Genomic DNA, 21,766 nt, shown 5'->3' on the forward strand with positions numbered 1-21,766 from the left:
GCTCCCGAGCAAAGGCCAAACACGCCTCTTCAAGAGTATTGATATCTACTGTATCTTCAAGTAAACTAAGGATGAGAGCGGTGTTGCTAACATCGCTTCTCATGAGACCTCGCCTCCTAACTGCTACTGATTTGTGTGCGAGGTCTCTTTTTTTATGTCTACACCAGGAACTCCTTCCAAGCACCTACTAAAACCTTACACTAACCTGAAAACAAAGACACCGCCTCAATCACCTGAGACGGCTGAGGATGCATGGTGGACCCCCTGGGATTCGAACCCAGGACCAACGGATTATGAGTCCGCTGCTCTAACCGCTGAGCTAGGGGTCCGGTACGCAATAATTATATGGGAACAGGTGCTTCATGTCAAGGGCCGGGCTACTGCTCCAAAAAGTCCTTCAGCTTCTTACTGCGGCTGGGATGGCGCAGTTTGCGCAGGGCCTTAGCTTCGATCTGGCGGATGCGCTCCCGGGTTACGCCGAACACCTGGCCAACCTCTTCCAAAGTACGCCCCCGCCCATCCTCCAAACCAAAACGCAGCTTCAAGACCTGCTGTTCCCGGGGAGTGAGGGATTCCAGCACTTCCTCCAGCTGTTCCTGGAGCATGGTGAAGGCTGCCGCTTCGGCAGGTGCAGTGGCTTCCTGGTCCTCGATGAAGTCGCCTAAATGGCTGTCTTCCTCTTCGCCAATGGGTGTCTCCAGGGAAACGGGCTCCTGGGCAATTTTCATGATCTCCCGGACCCTCTCTGGGGGCATGTCCATTTCCTCCGCTATCTCCTCAGGGGTAGGGGCTCTGCCCAGTTCCTGCAGGAGATTCCGGGAAACCCTGGTCAGCTTGTTGATGGTCTCCACCATGTGGACAGGTATCCGGATGGTTCTGGCTTGATCAGCAATGGACCTGGTAATGGCTTGTCTGATCCACCAGGTGGCATAGGTGCTGAATTTGAACCCCTTGCGGTAGTCGAACTTCTCCACCGCTTTGATCAGTCCTAGGTTGCCTTCCTGGATCAGATCCAGCAGCTGCATACCTCTGCCCACATAGCGCTTGGCGATGCTCACCACCAGGCGCAAATTCGCCTCGGCCAGCTTGCGGGCGGCTTCCTGATCGCCCTGCTCAATGCGTTTAGCCAGCTCCACTTCTTCCTCCGCGGTCAGCAGAGGAACCCGGCCGATTTCTTTGAGATACATGCGCACAGGATCATCAAGCCCAATGCCCTCTGGCACGGACAGATCATATTCATCCTGGTCTGCTTCGTCAGCCACATCATCTGCGACTGGGTCGCCAGGCTCATCATCGTGTTCAGAATTGGAATGGGGAATCACGTCAACACCCATGGCGGAGAAGCTTTCATAAATCTCATCAATCTGCTCAGGCAGAAGATCCACATCTTGAAGACTATCCATGATTTCGCGATAAGTAACCATGCCGCGCTTTTTCGCCCTCGCCATGAGTTCGTGAACAGCTTGGATGTTGTCTGCCACGGTGCTTGCTTCCTTCTTGTTCAACATGAATACCCCCTTTCTTTCCTGGAATGCTAGAAAGACTGTTCATGATAAATATCAAAATACTCCTTAATTAACTGATATAACTCCATGCGGACATCAAAACCTTCTCTATCATTCTCCAAAAGGGAAAGTTTTTCCTCTATCTTCCGCAACCTTCGCCGCTGTAAAACCGCGAGAAATGACTGCAGGCAATCCTCCCAGTTTGCCGTGGGCGCAGGCAGTGACAGCAATCGGCTGGCGATGGCCGTGCCCTGGGCATCGGGAATGCTTTGGCTCAGGGAGACAAACACCTGTCGGTACTCGGGATGCTGAAAATCCTCCGGGGAAACGCCCCGCTGCTGCAGTTCTGCCAGAAGATCCGGCTCTTGCAGCAGGTAGCGCAAAACCTCCCGCTCCCGCAGCGCCTCACCTGCCTCCAGCGGCGGTTTGGGCCGGCGCCGTTTAGGGATGTTCTTTAGATTACGCCTATTGTGCACGGGGGGTACCTTGGCTATCCCCAGCTTCTGATTGACCTCGGCCGCCAGGGATTCCTCCCGTACACCCAAACGCTCCGCGGCGTAGCGAAGATACTCATCGCGCTCCACGGCGCTAGTTAGCTGAGCTAGCAATGTAACAAGTTCTGTGGAAGCAGCCAGTTTTCCTTCTCTAGTTTCCACATCGTGTTGGGAAATAATTCTATCAATTTGGTATTCCCGAAAAGGCTGGGCACTATTCAGCCAGGTCCGCACCGCCTCCGCTCCCTGGGAGCGCGCGTAGCTGTCGGGATCCTGTCCGCTGGCCAGGCTGGCCACCCGCACCTGGAGGCCTGAGGCGTGGAGTACTTCCATGCCGCGCCAGGCTGCCCTCTGCCCCGCAGTGTCGCCGTCGAAGGCGATGATGGCCTGGGAGCAAAAGCGCCGCAACAGCCGGGCGTGGGCCGAAGTGAAGGCGGTCCCCAGGGAAGCCACCACGTTGCGCTGACCCACGGCAAAGAGGGAGATCACATCGGTATACCCCTCCACGATGACCACCTGGTCCTGGGCTTTGATCTCCTCCTTGGCCCAGTTCAAGCCATACAGGATCTGGCCCTTGTTGAACACGGGAGTCTGCCCAGTATTAAGATATTTCGGCTGGCCCTCTCCGATGCTGCGCCCGCCGAAACCCACAAAGCGCCCCAGATGGTCGCAGATGGGAAACATGAGGCGCCCCCGGAAGCGATCGATGTAGCCCCGCTTGCCCTTGGTGACCAGGCCCGCCGCCTGGGCCAGACCCAGATCGATGCCCTGGGCCTGGAGAAAGGCGGCCAGCCCATCCCACTCCTCCGGAGCAAAGCCCAGGTAGAAGCTGCGGGCCAGCTCTCCACTGATCCCTCTGCGCTGCAGGTACGCCCAGGCCTGGGCGCCAGCGGGCCGGCGCAGGTTGCGGTAGAAGAAACGGGCAGCCAAAAGGTTAACCTGGCGCAGCTGTTCCCGCTCCTGCTCCCGCCGGCGCTCCCTAGGCGAGATGACCGGCACTGGGATCCCTTTCTCTTCGGCCAGCTTAATCACGGCCTCGGGGAAGGTGAGGTTCTCGGTGGCCATGATGAAATTGAACACATTGCCCCCCTGCCCGCAGCCGAAGCAGTGGTAAAACTGCTTTTCCGGTTCCACGGTGAACGAGGGGGTCTTCTCGCTGTGGAAAGGGCACAGCCCCACGTAGTTTTTCCCAGACTGCCGCAGTTCAACCCGGCGCCCGATCACTTCTACAATATCCACCGCGGACCTAACCTGTTCGATCCATTCCTCAGAGAAGCGAGCGATCCCCATCACCTCCCCAACCCCGGGGCAGGAAAATCCGCTGAAATTCCCGGGCGGCGAAACTATCGGTCATCCCGGCGATATAGTCCACCACTTCCGCCTGGGGGTCAGCGGCGCCGCGGAAACGCTGTCCATGCTCCAGGTAGTAGTTGTAGAGCATGCTGATCATGCCGAACACCTTGGATTCCTCCTGCTTGGCCGCGGGGTTGAGATAGAAGTTCTCAAACAAGAAGCGGCGCATCAGGTCGGTGGTCTCCTGGACCAGCGGGCTCATGGCTACCACATCTTGGCCGAAGCTGGTTTCGAGGATATCGGTGATCATGGTGCGTACTCGCTCCCGGCTGGTGCGTCCCAGCACAGTCAGAACCTGTTCCGGCAGATCATCTTCATTGAAGATGCCTCCCCGCACCGCATCCTCCACATCGTGATTGAGGTAAGCGATGCGATCGCAGATGCGCACAACTTGTCCCTCTAGGGTCTGGGGCGGGGTTTCCCCGGTATGATGGAGGATCCCGTCCCGAACTTCCCAGGTCAGGTTCAAGCCGGGAAAATCGCTGGAGTGTTCCTCCAAGACATCCACCACCCGCAGGCTGTGCTCGTTATGTTTGAAATGGCCAACCAAGCGGTCCAAGGCGGCCTCCCCAGCATGCCCAAAGGGGGGATGGCCCAGATCGTGGCCCAGGGCAATGGCTTCCGTGAGATCCTCGTTGAGACGCAGGGCCCGAGCCACCGCCCGGCTGATCTGGGTCACTTCCAGTACATGGGTGAGCCTGGTGCGATAGTGGTCGCCCTTGGGGGCGATGAACACCTGGGTCTTGGATTTCAAGCGCCGAAAGGCCTTGGAGTGAACAATGCGCTCCCGATCCTGCTGGAAGCAGGTGGAATAAGAACAGGGCTCCTCCTGATAGCTCCGGCCCCTGCTCTGGCTGGCCTTGGCCGCATAGGGCGCCAGGTATTTTTCCTCCCATTCCAGAATCGATTCAACGAATCTCACCTTCACCCCTCCCCTTCAGCGAACGCTTCTGCACCTACAGAGTGCAGCCTGCCTCTTAACGCGCAGGAACCCACACTACATAGTATGGGTTCCCCGCAACTAGAGGTTTTCCTTCCGTGTTAAGCCGCCGTACTTACCGCGGATTGCGGATGTTGGCCTGGGCTGCAGCCAAGCGGGCAATGGGCACCCGGAAGGGCGAGCAGCTCACATAGTCCAAGCCCACACGGTGGAAGAAGTCGATGGAAGCTGGGTCGCCACCATGCTCGCCGCACACGCCGATCTTCAGGTTCTGCCTGGTGGAACGGCCCTTCTCCACGCCCATCTGTACCAAGGAGCCTACACCCACTTGATCCAGGCTCTGGAAGGGATCCTTTTCCAGAATGCCCTTTTCAACGTACTCGGGCAGGAACGTGCCGGCATCGTCGCGGCTGAAACCGAAGGTCATCTGGGTGAGGTCGTTGGTTCCAAAGGAGAAGAACTCGGCTTCGGAAGCGATCTCATCGGCTACAACGCAAGCCCTGGGGATCTCCACCATGGTACCCACCAGGTACTGGAACTCCACGCCGAACTCCTTCATGACCTCTTCGGCCACTTCCACACAGATCTCCTTCATCATCTTCAGTTCCTGCACAGTACCGACCAGAGGAATCATGACCTCAGGGAAGACCTTTACGCCTTCCTTGGTCAGTTCAGCTGCGGCCTCGAAAATGGCCCGGGCCTGCATAGCATAGATCTCGGGATAGGTTACGCCAAGGCGCACGCCGCGGTGGCCCAGCATGGGGTTGATCTCTTCCAGGGACTCGATGCGAGCCTTCAGCTCTTCCACAGCCAGACCCATGTCGGCCGCCAGCTTGCGGATGAGCTCGGCATCCTGGGGTACAAACTCATGCAGAGGCGGATCCAGGAGGCGGACAGTCACCGGCTTACCCTCCATGGCCTTGAAAATGCCCTTGAAGTCGCCTTTCTGGTAGGGCAGAAGCTTAGCCAGGGCAGCTTCCCGTCCTGCCTGGTCCTTGGCGAAAATCATGTGGCGTACAGCACTGATGCGGTCGCCTTCAAAGAACATGTGCTCAGTTCTGCACAGACCGATACCTTCGGCGCCGAAGTCCACAGCAGTCTGGGCGTCGTGGGGAGTATCGGCGTTGGTGCGGATGCCCAGGGCGCGGATCTCATCGGCCCAGCTCAACAGGGTACCCAAATCGCCACTGACCTGTGCTTCCACCATGGGTACCTGACCCACGATCACTTCACCGGTGCTGCCGTTGAGGGTAATCCAGTCGCCTTCCTTGAGCACCGTCTGGCCAAAGGTGAGGGTCTTCCTTTCTTCGTCGATCAGGGCAGCGGAGCAGCCTGCTACGCAGCACTTACCCATGCCGCGAGCAACCACAGCGGCGTGGGAAGTCATGCCGCCGCGCGCGGTGAGAATGCCTTCGGCCACGTGCATGCCGCCGATATCCTCAGGGGAAGTTTCGTTGCGCACCAGGATAACCTGTTCGCCGCGCTCTTTCCATTCCTCGGCCTCTTCAGCGGTGAAGACGATGCGACCGGCCGCGGCACCTGGGGATGCGGGCAAACCTTTAGCGATGGCTTCGTATTTGGCCTTGGGATCGATCATGGGGTGCAGGAGCTGATCGAGCTGTTCAGGCTCAACGCGCATGACCGCAGTCTGCTTGTCAATGAGGCCCTCTTTCACCATTTCCACAGCGATGCGCACAGCGGCTGTGGCGGTACGCTTACCCGTGCGGGTCTGCAGCAGGTACAGCTTGCCTTCCTGAATGGTGAACTCGATATCCTGCATGTCTTTGTAGTGGTTTTCCAGCAGCTTATAGATCCTCTCCAACTCTGCGTAGACCTCAGGCATGCCCTTCTTGAGCTCAGCAATGGGCAAAGGAGTACGGATACCTGCCACCACGTCTTCACCCTGGGCGTTCATCAGGTACTCGCCGTAGAAGACGTTTTCGCCGGTGGAAGGATCTCTGGTGAAGGCTACGCCTGTACCGGAGGTCTCGCCCATGTTGCCAAACACCATGGCCTGGACGTTGACAGCTGTACCCCATTCATGGGGAATGTTGTTGATCTGGCGGTAGCGGATGGCCCGAGCACCGTTCCAGGAACGGAACACGGCATCGATGGCTCCCCTGAGCTGCTGAACGGGATCATCGGGGAACAGAGTACCCGCCGAATCCTTGACGATAGCTTTGTATTCCTGAACCAGAGCCTTGAGAGCCTCCACGCTCAACTCGTTATCCTGTTCTACTCCCTCATCTTCGCGCTTTTTGGCGATGGCTGCTTCAAACAGCTCATGGGGAACTCCCATGACCACATCGCCGTACATGTGGATGAAGCGGCGGTAGGAATCCCAAGCAAAACGCGGATTACCCGACTTCTTGGCCAGTGCTTCTACAGTAGTGTCATTTAAGCCCAGGTTCAGCACTGTGTCCATCATGCCGGGCATGGATACCCGGGCACCTGAACGAACCGACACCAGCAGAGGATTCTCTGGGTCGCCAAACTTCGCCCCCATGGCCTGCTCGAGCTTGGCCAGGTTTTCCATCACCTGTCCTTCCAGTCCCTCTGCCCACTGCTCGTTGTTGGCGTAAAAAGCGGTGCATGCTTCGGTGGTGATGGTAAAGCCTGGAGGAACAGGAATGCCCAAGGCCGTCATCTCGGCCAAGTTAGCGCCTTTACCGCCAACTAAATTCCTGTTACCCTCTTGGCCCTCTGTTTGTCCATTGCCAAAAAAGTAAACCCATTTGGTGCTCATGCACATCCTCCTTCTTCGGTCCTTACTCTATGATTCCCCATGGGGGAACATGTCTTAAAATGCGGAAACAATTGGCTCAATTACCAACAGAACTTATTCTTGATCCCCCTGACATCTCCTTCCTGTGACCGGCTTCTTTACTTACTCACAACAACTAAGTGCAAATCACCACACAAGCGATACAAACCCAGGGCTTGGTTCAGCAGTGCCAGGCGGTTCCCCCGCACCGTGGGATCTTGGTCCATAATCAGAACCTCGTCGAAGAAGCGGTCAATCGGACCCCGCAGCTCCGCTAAGCGGCGCAGAAGCCCCTGGTAATCTCCCTGATCCACCAGGGACCGGCAGTCCTCTGCCGCGGCCTGCAGAGCTTGGCGGAAAGCCGCATCCGCAGGCTGGAGGGCGCTCGGTTCCAATTCCGCCCCTGCTCCTTTGGCAGCCAGGTTGGCCACCCTTTCAAAACCGGTGATGAGATCCGCAAACAGCACATCGCCGCGAAAAGCGCTCAACGCCTCCACTTTCCGCTCCAGGCTGTAGATGCGCTCATCGCCTGCGGCCAGAACAGCATCGATGGTGTCGTAGCTGTAGCCCTGCTCCAGCAGGATCACCCGTAGGCGCGCCAGGAGAAACTCCACCAAGGCTCGGGTTTTTTCCTCGCCCAAGCTGTGCTCGGTGTAGCCCTGCTCCGCGGCGGCAATGAGTTCCCTGAGGGGAATACTGTAACCTCCCCGCCGCAGCATCTGCACAACCCCCTGGGCCTGGCGGCGCAGGGCAAAGGGATCTTGGGAACCTGTGGGAATCCTGCCCAGTGCGAAGTAACCCACCAACGTGTCCAGCTTATCCGCGAGGCTCACCAAAGTGCCCTCCACCGTCGCCGGGAGATCATCCCCTGCGAAGCGGGGCATATAGTGCTCTCTGATGCCGGCGGCCACCGCGGGCTCTTCCCCCTGGGCCAGGGCATATTTTTCACCCATGATGCCCTGCAGTTCCGGGAACTCATAGACCATCTGGGTGACCAAATCGCACTTGGCCAGGCGCGCCGTCCGGAGGGCCGTTTGGAGATGCTCCCGGTGGCCCAGAAGCTCTGCCAAAGTGGCGGTGAGCTTTTCCAGGCGGCGTACCTTATCGCCCATGGTCCCCAGCTTCTCCTGGAAGACCACCCGTTCCAACCTGGGCAGATGATCCTCCAGGTTCACCTTGAGGTCTTCATCGTAGAAGAACTTGGCGTCGGCCAGACGGGCCGCCAGCACCTTTTCATTGCCCTTGATCACCAGATCCAGGTGATTATCGGCCCCGTTGCGCACGCCAATGAAGCTCGCTTGGAGATTGCCCTGGGCATCGTGGAGGGGGAAATAACGCTGGTGTTCCTTCATGGAAGTGATCAGAACTTCAGCGGGGACAGCCAAAAACTCCGGAGAAAACTCCCCTTTAAAAGCTGTGGGATACTCCACCAGGTTGACAACCTCCGCCAGCAGGCGCTCATCCTGCTGCACCTGGGCATCCTGCCCACGGGCCAGCTCCTGGATCTGCTGCCAGATCGCCGCGCGGCGCTCCTGAGCATCAGCGAGGACGTAGTGCTCCTTCAGCGCGGCAAGATAAGCCTTGGGCTCGGCAATAACCACCGGCCCGGAACTGAGCTGCCGGTGCCCCCAGCTGATGCTGCCAGCCTTGAGGGGTCCCACCTCCAGGGGGATCACCTCCCGGCCGTAGAGGGCAACGATCCAGCGCAGAGGCCGGGCATAGCGCAGATCGTAGTCGCCCCAGCGCATGTTTTTCGGGAAGCTCAAGTTGGCAATGATCTCTTCCAGGAGGGGCTTGAGCAGAGCAGAGGTCTTTTGACCCCGTACTTCTTTTCTTACATATAAATAATCCGCACCCTGGAAAGACTTGATGATGATATCCTTCTCCTCGGCCTTTTGCGACCGTAAAAAGCCCAGCCCCGCTTTGGTCAGCTGGCCCTGCTCATCCCGGGCAATACTCAAGGGCGGCCCCTTGATCTCTTCGATGAGGTCTTCCTGCTGCTCCTGAAGCTCCTCCACCAGGACAGCCAGGCGGCGGGGTGTGCTGAACGTTTGGACCTGTCCGAAGCTTAAGCGCTCCTGCTGCAGCCCCGTGGTGATAGCCTCCGCCAGCTGCTGAAGTGCCCCCTGGATAAACCGGGCAGGGAGTTCCTCAAAACCTAGTTCCAGTAAAAGGTCCCGCATATTAGACAGCCCCCCTCTGCAAAAGTGGAAAGCCCAGCCTCTCCCGCTCAGCCAAATAGCCCTGGGCTGCCAGGCGCGCCAAAGCCCTGACCCGGCCGATAAAGCGGGTTCGTTCACTTACGCTTAAGGCACCGCGGGCATCCAGGAGGTTGAAGGTATGGGAGCACTTGAGGACATAGTCGTAGCCCGGCAGCACTAACCCCTGCTCCACGAGGCGCTTGGCTTCATCCTCATACAGGTCAAAGAGGGTAAACAGCTTCTCTGTGTCTGCCGCTTCGAAGTTGTACTTCGAGTACTCCACCTCGTTTTGGTGGAACACATCGCCGTAGGTTATCCCGTCCACCCAGACCAGGTCAAAAATGGAATCGACCCCCTGGATAAACATGGCCAGCCGTTCCACACCGTAGGTGATCTCTGCGGAGACGGGCTTCACATCCAGCCCCCCCACCTGTTGAAAGTAGGTGAACTGAGTGATCTCCATCCCGTCCAGCCACACTTCCCAGCCCAGGCCCCAGGCCCCCAGGGTAGGCGATTCCCAGTCATCTTCCACAAAGCGCACATCATGCTTGAGTAGGTCAATACCCAGCGCTTCCAGGCTCTTGAGATAAAGATCCAAAACATCATCGGGTGACGGTTTGAGGATAACCTGAAACTGATAGTAGTGCTGCACGCGGTTGGGGTTTTCACCGTAGCGGCCGTCGGTGGGACGCCTGCTGGGCTGCACATAGGCCACGTTCCAGGGCTCGGGCCCTAAAGCCCGCAAAAAAGTGGCTGGCGACATGGTCCCAGCACCAACCTCCAGATCGTAGGGCTGATAGATGATGCACCCCTGCTCTGCCCAGTATGCTTGCAGCTTGAGGATCATTTCCTGCAGATTCACTCAGCCACCCCTCTCTTATTTTGAAAACCTTTCACCCAACGACCAGGGACGAAAGGTTCTCCGAAGGCTGATATCCTGCGCAAAAGGCGCACATACCGCTTTATATATACCAAATCCACCACAAATTGTCAATTGGACTCCGGGGGAACGGCAGTCAAAGTGTCCAGGAAATCCAGGGATTTCAAAGGATATTCTAGCCGGAAATCCAGGTACTTACGCATTACAGTCCGCAGCTCCGCCTCCAGATTGCCCGCGGGATGCAGCACGGTCAGTTTAGAGAAGTCCCAGGCCAGGAGTTTTTTCATCAGCTCCCAAGCGCCGTTGGACAGGGGCGTGTGCCCCGGCACCTGGGGGGCGCAGCGCTGGCAAAGGACACCGCCCTGTTCGGTGAAGAACAGGTTCTCCTGCACAGGTTCCCGGCAGCTTAAACAAACGTGGAGCTCAGGCTGGTAGCCCAGCTCAGCCATGAGCTTGATCTCAAAAGCCCGCACCGCGAGTTTCATGCGGCCCCGGGCTCCCAAAGACAGGGCACCCGCCAGCAGGGCAAAGACCCGCTCCGCCGGGTCCTCTTCAGGGGTCAGGGCGTCCAGCAGTTCAGTTATGTAGGAAGCGTAGGCGAACTTCTCCAGATCGTCCCGCAGGGGCTGCCCGCTGTGGATGATCTCCGCCTGGCTGAGGTTATGCAGTCCCTGCTGGGGGAAGATCAAGTAGAGCCCGTGGGTGAAGAGCTGCGTGGGACTGAGCAGGCGGTTGCGGATGCGCCGCGCTCCCCGGGCCACGGCACTGAGCTTGCCCTTATCTTTAGTATAGAGGGTGATGATGCGGTCTGCCTCTCCTAAATTGCGGACCCGCAGTACAATTCCCTCGGTCCTCCACATCACTGGCTTTCACCTTCTGCCTCCGGCGGCTGCAGCCCCAGGTATTCATAGCCCAAAGAAGTGAGGCAGCGGCCCCGCGCCGTTCTCTGCAGCAGGCCCAGCTGGAGCAGGAACGGCTCATACACATCCTCGATGGTGGCGGATTCCTCACCGATCACCGCACTCAGGCTGTCTACCCCCACCGGTCCGCCCCCAAACACCTTGTAGATGGTAAAGAGGATGCGCCGGTCCATCTGATCCAGCCCGTTATCGTCAATCTCGAATAGACTCAGGGCAGCTTTGGCCACCTCATGGGAGATGCGGTTATCCGCCCTCACCTGCGCGTAATCCCGCACCCTCTTCAACAGGCGGTTGGCCACCCGGGGGGTACCCCGGGAACGCTTGGCGATCTCCTCCGCCCCAGCCTCGTCGATTTCGATGTTGAGGATGCGGGCAGCCCGCTGCACGATGGCCTGTAGATCCTTGACTTGATAGAGCTCCAGACGGCTGATCATGCCGAATCTATCCCTGAGGGGCGAAGTGAGCATGCCGGCGCGGGTTGTGGCCCCCACCAAAGTAAAGGGAGGCAGCTCAATGCGCACCGACCTAGCTCCCGGACCCTTACCGATAATAATGTCAACTGCCCCTTCCTCCATGGCGGGATAGAGCACTTCCTCCACCTGCCGGTTCAGGCGGTGAATTTCATCGATAAACAGCACATCGTTGGCTTGAATGCTGGTGAGAATAGCCACCAGATCACCCTGGCGCTCGATGGCGGGGCCCGACGTGGTATGGATGCCCACTCCCATTTCCGCCGCGATGATGTGGGCGAGGCTTGTCTTGCCCAGGCCCGGCGGGCCGTAGAGCAGGACGTGATCCAGTGCCTCCCCCCGCTGTTTGGCCGCGGTGATAAACAAACGCAGATGCTCTTTGACCTTGTCCTGCCCGATGTATTCGGCTAAAGTCCGGGGCCGCAGTGACCTTTCCACATCCCAGTCATCGGGCCTTTTCCAAGCGCTGACTATCCTTTCCGTCTCCACGTGCTTTCACCCCTCTGCTGGCTGTTCTGGGCCAAGGCCGCCTTGAGCAGCTCCTGGAGATCGTAATTCTCCGGCAGGTACTGCTGGGCCTGCTTGACCATGCGCTCCGCCTCGCTGCTGCTGTAGCCCAAGGCGATGAGGGCTTCCACGGCATCACCCAAAAGGTCCACCGGTGCGGCGGAGTCTTCCTCCTCCGGTGCCGGCAGGAACACGTCTTTGAAGGCATCTTTCAACTCCAAAAGAATCCGCTCACCCGTTTTCTTGCCCACCCCGGGCAGGCTGGTGAGGGTCTGGAGGTCTTTCCTCTGCACAGCCCGGATGAACTCCCGGGGACCTATGCTGGAGATGATGGCCAGGCCGCTTTTGGGCCCGATCCCGTTCACGCTGATCAGCTTTTCAAACAGCTGGCGTTCCTCCCAGGAGGAAAACCCATAGAGGACCAGAGCATCTTCCCGAGCGTGCAGATAGGTGTACACCTGCACTTCCTGACCCAAGGGAGGTAGGGAGCTGAGCACCGATGCCGCGGCCTGAATCTCATAGCCTATCCCCTGCACTTCCAGGATCACTGTACTGTCCGTGGCCTCCATGAGCCGCCCCCGTAGGGAAACGATCATCTCCCTCTCCCCCAATCATTAGCGTTGTAGCCGTGGCACAGGCAGATGGCCAGGGCATCGGTGACATCATCAGGCTGGGGCGCGCTGGGCAGTCCCAGGAGCATGCACACCATATAGGCCACCTGCTCCTTGTCCGCCCGCCCATAGCCTGTAACCGCTGTCTTCACCTGCAGGGGTGTGTACTCAAAAACAGGCAGTCCAGCATGGGAACCGGCTAAAATGGCCACTCCCCTTGCTTGACCCACAGCCAACGCGGTGGAGGCATTCCTATTAAAAAAGAGCTCTTCCACCGCTAGGCAATCGGGCTTGAACTCCGCGATCAGCTTGCTGAGCTCACGGTAAATGGTCTCTAAGCGCTGGGCAGTGGTCTCCTTTGCCGAAGTGCGAACAGCACCATAGCCCAGCACTGTATGACGGTTGTTCTCTACCCGGACCACCCCAAAACCTGTGATGGCCAGGCCCGGATCCACTCCCAAGATGATCACCGCATCACACCCCGCCCCTTGTATTCGACATCCAGCCTGACAAGTCCTTGCCCAGCCCACAGCAAAAAAGAACCTCAAGCCATACGCTTGAGGCCATCTCCGTTAAGCTGCTACAGCAGCAACGGCTAAAGGAAAAAGCCTGCGGGACAACAGAAAGGCCAGGATAAAGAAGACCAAAGCCAGGACCACCAGATATACCGCCCTGCGCATACATCCCCCTCCTCGGGAAGAAGTATGCCCCCTGGCTTGGATAATATTCCCTGATCACTGCACCTCGTAGTTGGCGTAGACCTCCTGCACTTCGTCCAGTTCCTCCAGAAGCTCGATGAGCTTCTCCACTTTCTCCGCCTGCTCCGGATCCACAGACACCGTATTCTGGGGAATGAAGCTGATCTCCGCCCCGATGAACTTCAGGCCTTGGCCCTCCAGTTCTTCCTTGATGGCGATGAACTCGCTGGGCTCAGTGAGGATCTGAATTACATCCCCTTCCACCACCACGTCGTGGGCGCCGGCCTCCAGGGCCAGGAGCATGATTTCGTCTTCATCCACATCCTCGCCCCGCTCCACAACAAGAAGGCCCCGCCGCTCAAACATCCAGGCCACGCAGCCGCTCTCTCCCAGGTTCCCGCCGTACTTGGAAAAACGGTGGCGCAGTTCACCGGCTGTCCGGTTGCGGTTATCGGTCAAGGTATGCAGCATAATAGCAACCCCGTTGGGGCCGTACCCTTCATAGAACACTTCGGAGTAAGTGACGCCATCCAGGCTGCCCACGGCGCGCTGGATCGCCCTTTCAATGTTGTCATTGGGCATGTTGGCGGCCCGGGCTTCGTCGATGGCTAACCGGAGACGAACATTTGTGGCAGGATCGGCCCCCCCCTCTTTAGCGGCAACGGTGATCTTACGCGCTATTTTCGTGAAGACCTGGCCGCGCTTTGCATCTTCCTTGGCCTTTTTGTGCCGGATGTTGGCCCATTTAGAATGTCCTGCCATGCTGTCACTTCCTCTCCGTCCCTATTGTAGCACAGCTGCCCAGCGGAGACAAGAATCACCTGTCACCAGGCAGTTTAGCGGCCCTGCTGATGGCGGCAAAGAGCGCATACTGCAGGGCGGCGATGAGCAGCAGCACCACAAAGGGCGAAACCAGGGGACTGATCAGCAGAAAGTCATAGAGGCCGTGGGCAGCGGCGGCCACCGCCAAACCCACCGCCATTGTGGGCATGGGCTTAGCACCAAAGCGGGCTCGGCCCAAGTAATAGCCTGCCAGGCCGGAAAAGGCGATGTGGGCTAAAACGGCCGCGGTACCCCGCAGGGGTGCGGCCACCAGACCGAACGCGGAAATATAGAGCACGTTTTCCACCACGGCAAAGCCGATGCCGCCGGCGATGGCATAGAGGATGCCGTCCATGGGCTCGCTGAACTCCCGGGAGCGGCCAATGGCCAGGTACACGGCGAGGAGCTTGAACAGCTCTTCACCTAAACCCACCACGAGGAAAGACAGGGCCAGCTGCACGGGCAGTGAATTGGGGCTCTGCAGCTGATCCCGAAAGGGTGCTTCCCAGGCCAGGGCAGGCAGTACCGCCAGGGCGCCAGCCACTAAGCAGCGGATTAGTGTCCCTGCAGGTTCCCTATCTCCCACATCGTAGCGGCGGAAATACCACAGCCAGAATAGACCCGGCAGCAGCGATGCCAAAAAGGCCGTGAAAAGCCCACCGCTCAGACCTCATCACTCGGATCGTAATGCCAGGCCAACAGCCTTTCGCCATGGTCCCAATACACGGCCTGCTCCACTTGGCAGGCTCCGCAGCGGAACAGATCTGCGTAGGCTTCCTGGTCATCGGGGGTTACCCTTTCCATGGGCTGGTTGCAGAACGGACATAGGGTCATAAGCTCACCTCCCTAGTAGCATGTGCCGCACCGTCGGCTTTATAACTCCACCTGGCGCAGGAGAAATCAGGGATCTCTAGAAATATGGGACTAACAACATAATACGGCAAGGAGGTCGCTTATGAAACTCGGTGATGTACTGCGCAGCGGAGACTGGAAGAGCGAAAAGCATGTACCCGTCATCGAAGCTCCGGATAAAGTTGCAGCCGACCAACCGGTGGAGATCAAAGTGAGCATCGGGGAGGAGATCCCCCACCCCAACACGGCTGAACACCATATTCGCTGGATCAAACTCCTCTTCCAGCCCAGCGAAGGGTTCACCTTCGAGCTGGCCGATGTCCAATTCACAATCCACGGCGAAGGGCTGAAAGGGCCGGCGGAAGGGCCCTGCTACACAGAGCCCTCGGCGAAAGTGACCGTGCGTTTGAAGCAAAGCGGCACTCTGCTCGCCCTCAGCTACTGCAACATCCACGGGCTGTGGGAAAGCTCCAAGGAAATCGCGGTGGAGTAGGATCACAAAAGGGCAGGTCACCCTGCCCTTTTACTTTTCCGTTAACGATTGACCAGCAACCACAACTCACCACTTACTGCCAATCCCCTGCAGCTTCCAACCTGCAACCTGCTAATTCCCTGCCCCCTGCTTGAGCCACTGGGCCACGGTCACAGTGCGTTTTGCCTGGTATTTTACCGCAGCTTCCACATCTTCCACCATTTTGCCTTCCTGATCCACCGTGACGCTGGTTCCGTAAGGGTTGCCGCCGCCGGCGAAAATGGACGGGTCGGAGTAGCCCGGTGCCACCACGATCGCGCCCCAGTGGTACATGGTGGTGTACAGGGACAAGATGGTGGCCTCTTGGCCGCCGTGGGGGTTCTGTGCCGACGTCATGGCGCTCACCACTTTGTTGACCAGTTTGCCCCGGAACCACAGTCCGCCGGTGGTGTCCAGGAACTGGCGCATCTGCGCCGCCATGTTGCCGAACCTGGTGGGCACGCTGAAAATGATGGCATCGGCCCATTCCAAATCGGCCAGCTGCACTTCGGGAACATCGCGGGTAGCTTCATAGTGGGCTTTCCAGGCGGGGTTAGACTCGATCGCGGCTGGCGGAGCCAGCTCAGGCACTCTGCGCACCCGCACCTCGGCGCCTAGTTCCTCGGCCCCTTCCTTGGCCCACTGGGCCAGCTGGTAGTTGGTACCAGTGGAACTGTAGTAAATGATGGCAAGCTTGATGGACATGCTAGTCACTCCCATCTTTTGGTGTAACTACAGCATACCATAATATACTTGCGCGCGCAACTAATATTGGCGGGCTGTTTCCTCGATGAGTTGCAGGATTCTTCCGGTTCCGTCCTTGATGGGTGAGGCGGCCATGGCAGCGATAAACCTCTCCCGTTCTTGTTGCAGCTGAGCCAGGCGCTCCTGCAGCACTTCCCCGCTGAGCTCTTCTTCCTGGATCACCAGGCTCAAGCCCTGTTTGGCGAAGGAGGCCGCATTGAGAATCTGATCCCCCCGGCTGGCCTGCCGGGAAAGGGGTACCAAGATATTGGGCTTACCCAGGGACACCAGTTCCACCAGGGCGTTGGCCCCGGCCCTGGAGAGCACGAAGTCCGCGGCAGCCAGCAGGTGGGGCAGCTCCTCCGTGGCGTATTCCAGCTGGAAGTAGCGGCGGTTCGCCGCCGGCACCAGGTTGCCCCGGCCGCAGAGATGGATGATCTGGTAGTGTTTGGTTAGCTCAGCCAGGTTTTCCCTGATCACCTCGTTCAGGACGGCGGATCCCAGGCTTCCCCCCATGACCAAAAGGACGGGAAGCCCAGGGGTGAACCTGCACATGTTCAGCCCCTCCTCCCGGGATCCGGAAAACAGCTCGGCACGGATGGGGGTGCCGGTTACTACCGCCTTCTGGGCTCCCCTGCCCTTGAGGTAGCGGGTAGTATCGGGAAAGGTTACGCAGAGTCTCCGGGCAAAGGGGAGCGACAGCCTGTTGGCCAGGCCAGGAGTTAAGTCCGATTCGTGGAGGATCACCGGGATGCGCAGCAACCACGCGGCCACCGTCACCGGTACCGCCACAAAGCCCCCCTTGCTGAAAACCACCGCGGGCCTGATCCGCCTCAGGTGGCGGTAGGCGTCGGCCACTCCCTTGAGCACCCGCAGGGGGTCACTCAGGTTTTTCAGATCGAAATAGCGGCGGAGCTTGCCCGCGCTGATGGGGTAATAGGGCAGCTCAGCACCGACCAACTGCCGCTCGATCCCCCCATGGGTACCGATATAATGGATTTCCCAGCCCTTGGCCCGCAGATGGTTAACCAGGGCCAGGTGGGGGGTGACATGACCGGCGGTTCCCCCGCCGGTGAGCACAATTCTCTTCATCAGCAATCCTCCCCTGGGAGCAGGTATTTGCCGACAAAAGTGGAATAAGGCCCTATCAGGATTCGCGAGGTGGTCACTGTGGCTCCAATAGCATTCAGCATCGGCCCACTGGATATCTACTGGTATGGAATCTTAATGGCCTGCACCTTTATCGCCGCCTACTACATCTCCCGTTACTTCGCCAGGCTCCACGGTTTGGACCTGGGCTTAGTGGAAAACCTGTATTTTCTCAGTGCCTTCGCGGGGCTGGTGGGCAGCCGCCTGGGGGCGATCCTCCCCCACTGGCGCTATTTCCTCCAGCATCCCCTGGAAATCTTCTCCCGGGGCGGTATGGCCTCCCACGGTGCCATCTTCACCATCATGGTGGTGGGCATTTTCTACGTCCGCCGCCACAACCTCCGCTACTGGCAGCTGGCGGATGTGGCCGCGCCCATCCTCCCCGTGGGACATGTTTTTATCCGCCTGGGCAACTTCCTCAGCGGTGAGCTGTACGGGCCGCCCACTAACCTACCCTGGGGGGTGGAGTTCCCCACCAGCCTCGGCCCGGTTCACCCAACCCAACTGTACGAAGTGGCCGCGGCCTTGGTGATCCTGCCCTTTGCTTGGAAATGGGCCAAAAAGCCCAAGTACCACGGATACGCCTTTTTCCGCACGCTGTTCGTCCACTCCGTTGTGCGTTTCTTCCTTGACTTCATTCGCCAGCACAGCGAGCTTTATGGACCCTTCGTCCTCAGCCAGATCATCGCCCTAGCCATCTGCCTGGTCACCCTGCCCGTGATGATCATTCTGGACCGGCGCCACCAGGCTGGTTAGTTCGGCACTCAAAAACGGAGCAAAGGGCTGCAAAAGCGCGGCCACCGCCCGCACCTCCCAAGGAGAGAGGGCGGTTTTGTTTTTCAGATAGCCCATGATGGCGGCCAGGGCCGTGTGGGGCTTGGCCTGGCCCGAGCGGCTGCGCACCACCGCGGCCAGCTCCTCCAAGGCCCCGGAAACCAGATTCGCAGAGCCTTCCAAGCTGTGAGCCAGGCGCCACACCCGCTGCACGAAGCGATGGGCGCTCACCAGACCGAACCAGTTGAAAGTGTAGTCCCGCTCGGGCGGCCCCTGAAAGAGGAAGTAAAGACGCAGGGCATCTCCCCCAAAGTCAGTGTGGAGCAGGTCCAGATCCCAGCCCCCAAGCAGACGGCCGCTGTAGACAACCTTCTGGAAAGCCAGTCCCCGCCCAAGGCGCGCAAAATCCCGGGGCACCACCGCGAGCTGGAATTCCTTTTCCCCTGAAGCGGGCGTGGGGGCTACGCCCAGACTTGCCATGGAGTCCAAAAAGCCTTTTTCGCCGCCCAGAGCACAGTGGACAAACCGCCTCCCCCAGGCCAGAGAGGCAAAGAAATCGGTAAGCACCAGGAGCCTGGCATTTTCCAGAGCCACCCCAGGAGAATGGCCCGGCACCAACACAGTACAGGCCCGGGGACAGTCCCCAGCGGCTCTTTTTTCCTCTTGAATGGTCTTTAGCCACTTGCGTTCCACCAGGGTGTGATTATAGCGCAGCATGTTCTATCCTCAATTCAGCGGAAATTCCAGGCGGCCCTCTTTAATGGTCAGGCCCTGCTGTCCGGCGAAATACCAGCTGGGTACGGTGCCCAGGAACACCTCTTCCACCAGGGGGATCCTGGTGGACACCACGATTTCTTCGGCCATGAGGGGGGCAGCTACCCGCATGCTCACCTCTATATCCAACAGCACCCGGTGCCAGGTCTGGTTGATGCCCGCGCTTTCAAAGCTGGCCACTGGCCGTGCCGTCAGTGTTCCTACGGGAACCATGCGCACCGGAATGCCCGGGCCCCGGGCCGCGAGGAAGTGCAAGCCGGTGAGCTGTCCTAGGGGAATGGAAAAGCTCTCGCCGCCCATACCGCTCAGGGTGTCCAAGATGAGCTGGGCAGCCTGGCTGCTCACCCGGTTTACTTCCCCCATGTTGTACTGCACGCCCTGCAGGGTCCCTTCCCCATCCCTGATCAGCTGGGCAATGGCGGCGCTGTCCAGAGTGTCTGCCACCACCTGCTCCACCGCCCGGTTGATGGCGGAAGTGGCCAGGGCCACAGCTTTGGTCTGGGCCCAGGTGTGCAGCACCGGAGCCAGGCGGCTTTCCACAACCATGAGGGCCACCACCCCAAGCAGGGCCAAGCTGAAAAGCAGCAGCCCCACATAGGTGCGCCAGGTAAGTTTGACCTTCCCATGCCAGTTTACCACGGAGATCCACCTCGCTCAAGTGCTGGCGAACTTGCGGTGCAACCCCAAGGGGATGGCGGTTAGTTGGCGAAAATATATGTTATAATAGTCCTGGAATTATACCTCGGGGGTGTCGCGTGGTGAAAAAAAAGACCGCAGCAATCTATATACTCGTCATCTTAGGCTCCACCTTACTCGGTGCCTTTGCCGGGGTTGTCTCCGCCTATTTGGGTAGTGCTCCCAGTCTGGACCAGGTCAACATCCGCCAGAACTTCACTACTTACATCTATGATATTCACGGACGGTTAATCACGGATTTGTACACCCAAAACCGCATCCCCGTAAACATTAACGAACTGCCCGATCATGTGAAAAACGCGGTGATCGCCGTGGAAGACGATCAATTCTACAACCACCACGGCATCAACTTCATCGCCTTCGGGCGGGCCATCTTGGTCAACCTCAAGGAATGGTCCTTTGCCCAAGGCGGCGGCACCATCACCATGCAGCTGGCCCGCAACGTGTTTTTGACGCAGAAAAAGACCATCATGCGCAAACTGGAGGAGTTCCTCTGGGCGGTGCAGATCGAGCGGAAATACTCCAAAGATGAGATCTTAGAAGCCTATCTCAACGAGTTCTACCTCAACCACGGTATCTACGGCATAGAGGCCGGGGCCAGGGCCTTTTTCGGCAAGTCCGCCAAGGACCTGACCTTGAGCGAGGCGGCCCTCATCGCCGGGGTGATCCGCTGGCCCAGCAGGTATTCACCCTTTGTCAACCCGGATATCGCCGTGGAACGGCGCAACTTCGTGCTCAGCCGCATGCAGGAAGTCGGCTTCATCACCGCCGCCGAGGCCGCGGCCGCCAAGGCTGAACCCTTGGTTCTAGCCGAGCGCCAGTCCAGGAAGGTGCAGGCCCGCTACTTCGTGGACTACGTGGTGGGTCAGCTCATCGACATGTACGGTGAAGATATGGTCTTCAACGGCGGCCTGCATGTATACACCACGTTGGATCTGGACATGCAGCGGGCCGCGGAAAAGGCCCTCCTGGAGGGTCTGCCCGTGAACAGAGCCCATGAGGGAGACCTGACCCAGCCCCAAGGAGCGGTCTTGGCCCTGGTACCTCAGACAGGTGAAATCAGGGTGATGGTGGGCGGTCGGGGCGAAGACAGCTTCAACCGCAGTGTCCAGGCGCTGCGCTCCCCCGGTTCCGCCATTAAGATCTTCCTCTATACCGCGGCCATCGACAAGGGGATGGTCACACCCGCCACCGTCTACAATGACGAACCCACCGAGTTTCGCTTGGTGACCGGCGAAGTCTGGCGTCCCCAGAACTACTATGGGACCTTTTCCGGGCCGGTTACGGTGCGGGAAGCGGTGGAAAGCTCCCTCAACGTAGTGGCCGCCCAGGTTGTGGACCAGCTGGGGCCGCAGACGGTGATCGACTATGCCAAGAAAATGGGCATCACCACCTTTGTGGAGCAAGGGCGGGTGAACGATCTGGGCTTGGCCCCCTTGGCCCTCGGCGGCATGACCAAGGGCGTATCCGTTCTGGAGCTGACCACCGCCTACAGCATCCTGGCCAACCAGGGCATTAAGGCCGAGCCTTTTGCCATCTGGCGGGTTACCGACTCCCAGGGCCATGTCCTCTACGAACACACCCCCCGCTATGAGGTGGTGCTCAGCGAACAGACCAGCTACCTCATGACCGATCTGCTCCGGGGAGTGATCGAGCGGGGAACGGGTAGGAATGCCAACATCGGGCGCCCCGCGGCGGGAAAAACGGGCACCCATTCTGACTATCAGGACGCTTGGTTTGTGGGCTACACCCCCGATTTGGTGGCTGGAGTGTGGTTTGGCGAAGATGCGCCCAAGCGCATGGTCTACCAAGGGGTGACCTACGGCTCCTGGAATGCGGCCACCATCTGGGGCAACTTCATGAAGGAAGCCCTGAAAAACACGCCGGTGCGGGACTTCCCCAAACCGGGCGGTCTGGTGGAAGGTATCCTCATCGACACCAAGACCGGGCTGTTGGTCCGGGACAACTGCGATCTGCCCCCCGAGGAGATCAGGCGGGAGATCTTCATTGCCGGAACAGAACCCACCGAGTTTTCACCCCGCTGTTCGGAGCCCTGGTGGCGCAGCATACCGTTTCTCAACCAATAACTCCTGAAAATCGA

20 protein-coding genes and 1 tRNA gene are annotated in these 21,766 nt (G+C 58.9%); 3 read left to right on the forward strand and 18 right to left on the reverse strand.

All coding sequences use genetic code 11. The features are described 5' to 3' along the window. Positions 1-253: 253 nt before the first annotated feature. From ACE4YL_RS12920 to ACE4YL_RS12985, 14 genes are all read right to left on the reverse strand, one after another. A tRNA-Ile gene (locus ACE4YL_RS12920) sits at positions 254-329 on the reverse strand. Between the two features lie 48 nt (positions 330-377). Next, complete coding sequence (rpoD, locus tag ACE4YL_RS12925; protein WP_461358819.1) at positions 378-1,508, reverse strand: RNA polymerase sigma factor RpoD; 1,131 nt, start codon at positions 1,506-1,508, stop codon at positions 378-380. Between the two features lie 26 nt (positions 1,509-1,534). Beyond that, positions 1,535-3,289 carry a DNA primase gene (dnaG, locus tag ACE4YL_RS12930; protein ID WP_461358818.1) on the reverse strand — a complete coding sequence of 585 codons (1,755 nt, stop codon included), beginning with the start codon at positions 3,287-3,289 and terminating at the stop codon, positions 1,535-1,537. After that, on the reverse strand, positions 3,267-4,274 hold the full coding sequence (locus tag ACE4YL_RS12935) for a deoxyguanosinetriphosphate triphosphohydrolase (protein WP_461358817.1): 1,008 nt from the start codon (positions 4,272-4,274) through the stop codon (positions 3,267-3,269). Before ACE4YL_RS12935 ends, dnaG begins: the two co-directional genes overlap by 23 nt. Positions 4,275-4,407: 133 nt before the next feature. Next, entirely contained in the window at positions 4,408-7,038 is a 2,631-nt protein-coding gene (gene ppdK, locus ACE4YL_RS12940; protein ID WP_461360171.1) for a pyruvate, phosphate dikinase, read from the reverse strand. A 137-nt stretch (positions 7,039-7,175) separates the two neighbouring features. Beyond that, a complete protein-coding gene (gene glyS / locus ACE4YL_RS12945) occupies positions 7,176-9,239 on the reverse strand; it encodes a glycine--tRNA ligase subunit beta (protein WP_461358815.1) in 2,064 nt (687 codons plus the stop codon). Position 9,240: 1 nt separating this feature from the next. Continuing rightward, positions 9,241-10,119, reverse strand: coding sequence for a glycine--tRNA ligase subunit alpha (gene glyQ, locus ACE4YL_RS12950; protein ID WP_461358814.1), 879 nt, complete (start codon positions 10,117-10,119; stop codon positions 9,241-9,243). Positions 10,120-10,247: 128 nt separating this feature from the next. Next, positions 10,248-10,997, reverse strand: coding sequence for a DNA repair protein RecO (recO, locus tag ACE4YL_RS12955; RefSeq protein WP_461358813.1), 750 nt, complete (start codon positions 10,995-10,997; stop codon positions 10,248-10,250). Continuing rightward, positions 10,997-12,016 carry a Holliday junction branch migration DNA helicase RuvB gene (gene ruvB, locus ACE4YL_RS12960; RefSeq protein WP_461358812.1) on the reverse strand — a complete coding sequence of 340 codons (1,020 nt, stop codon included), beginning with the start codon at positions 12,014-12,016 and terminating at the stop codon, positions 10,997-10,999. Before ruvB ends, recO begins: the two co-directional genes overlap by 1 nt. Then, on the reverse strand, positions 11,998-12,630 hold the full coding sequence (gene ruvA, locus ACE4YL_RS12965; protein ID WP_461358811.1) for a Holliday junction branch migration protein RuvA: 633 nt from the start codon (positions 12,628-12,630) through the stop codon (positions 11,998-12,000). Before ruvA ends, ruvB begins: the two co-directional genes overlap by 19 nt. Next, the gene (gene ruvC, locus ACE4YL_RS12970; RefSeq protein ID WP_461358810.1) at positions 12,627-13,115 is read right to left on the reverse strand and encodes a crossover junction endodeoxyribonuclease RuvC; all 489 of its coding nucleotides are present in this window, start codon (positions 13,113-13,115) and stop codon (positions 12,627-12,629) included. The genes ruvA and ruvC overlap by 4 nt, the downstream gene beginning before the upstream one ends. A gap of 264 nt (positions 13,116-13,379) precedes the next feature. After that, positions 13,380-14,105 (reverse strand): YebC/PmpR family DNA-binding transcriptional regulator, encoded by a 726-nt coding sequence (locus ACE4YL_RS12975; RefSeq protein ID WP_461359626.1) that lies wholly within the window; start codon positions 14,103-14,105, stop codon positions 13,380-13,382. 55 nt (positions 14,106-14,160) lie between these two features. After that, entirely contained in the window at positions 14,161-14,805 is a 645-nt protein-coding gene (locus ACE4YL_RS12980; protein WP_461359627.1) for a PrsW family intramembrane metalloprotease, read from the reverse strand. Positions 14,806-14,828: 23 nt separating this feature from the next. After that, on the reverse strand, positions 14,829-14,999 hold the full coding sequence (locus ACE4YL_RS12985) for a hypothetical protein (RefSeq protein WP_461359628.1): 171 nt from the start codon (positions 14,997-14,999) through the stop codon (positions 14,829-14,831). Positions 15,000-15,120: 121 nt separating this feature from the next. Between ACE4YL_RS12985 and ACE4YL_RS12990 the strand changes: the two genes are divergently transcribed. Then, positions 15,121-15,510: a class II SORL domain-containing protein gene (locus tag ACE4YL_RS12990; protein ID WP_461359629.1), complete on the forward strand. Its 390-nt coding sequence runs from the start codon at positions 15,121-15,123 to the stop codon at positions 15,508-15,510. Positions 15,511-15,621: 111 nt separating this feature from the next. Here the strand turns inward: ACE4YL_RS12990 and wrbA are convergent, their stop codons facing one another. Next, the gene (wrbA, locus tag ACE4YL_RS12995) at positions 15,622-16,233 is read right to left on the reverse strand and encodes an NAD(P)H:quinone oxidoreductase (protein WP_461359630.1); all 612 of its coding nucleotides are present in this window, start codon (positions 16,231-16,233) and stop codon (positions 15,622-15,624) included. Between the two features lie 60 nt (positions 16,234-16,293). Further along, on the reverse strand, positions 16,294-17,364 hold the full coding sequence (locus tag ACE4YL_RS13000) for an undecaprenyldiphospho-muramoylpentapeptide beta-N-acetylglucosaminyltransferase (protein WP_461359631.1): 1,071 nt from the start codon (positions 17,362-17,364) through the stop codon (positions 16,294-16,296). A 78-nt stretch (positions 17,365-17,442) separates the two neighbouring features. Between ACE4YL_RS13000 and lgt the strand changes: the two genes are divergently transcribed. Next, on the forward strand, positions 17,443-18,177 hold the full coding sequence (gene lgt / locus ACE4YL_RS13005; RefSeq protein ID WP_461359632.1) for a prolipoprotein diacylglyceryl transferase: 735 nt from the start codon (positions 17,443-17,445) through the stop codon (positions 18,175-18,177). Here lgt and ACE4YL_RS13010 read toward each other — a convergent pair. Further along, positions 18,112-18,912, reverse strand: a complete 801-nt coding sequence (locus ACE4YL_RS13010) for a hypothetical protein (RefSeq protein WP_461359633.1) — start codon at positions 18,910-18,912, stop codon at positions 18,112-18,114. The genes lgt and ACE4YL_RS13010 overlap by 66 nt on opposite strands. Positions 18,913-18,921: 9 nt before the next feature. Continuing rightward, positions 18,922-19,608, reverse strand: a complete 687-nt coding sequence (yunB, locus tag ACE4YL_RS13015) for a sporulation protein YunB (RefSeq protein WP_461359634.1) — start codon at positions 19,606-19,608, stop codon at positions 18,922-18,924. A 119-nt stretch (positions 19,609-19,727) separates the two neighbouring features. Between yunB and ACE4YL_RS13020 the strand changes: the two genes are divergently transcribed. Further along, positions 19,728-21,752 (forward strand): transglycosylase domain-containing protein, encoded by a 2,025-nt coding sequence (locus ACE4YL_RS13020; protein ID WP_461359635.1) that lies wholly within the window; start codon positions 19,728-19,730, stop codon positions 21,750-21,752. The last annotated feature ends 14 nt before the right edge of the window (positions 21,753-21,766 follow it).

This window comes from Candidatus Darwinibacter acetoxidans (genome assembly GCF_041936445.1).
Classification (GTDB): Bacteria; Bacillota; Limnochordia; order Darwinibacteriales; family Darwinibacteriaceae; genus DTU010.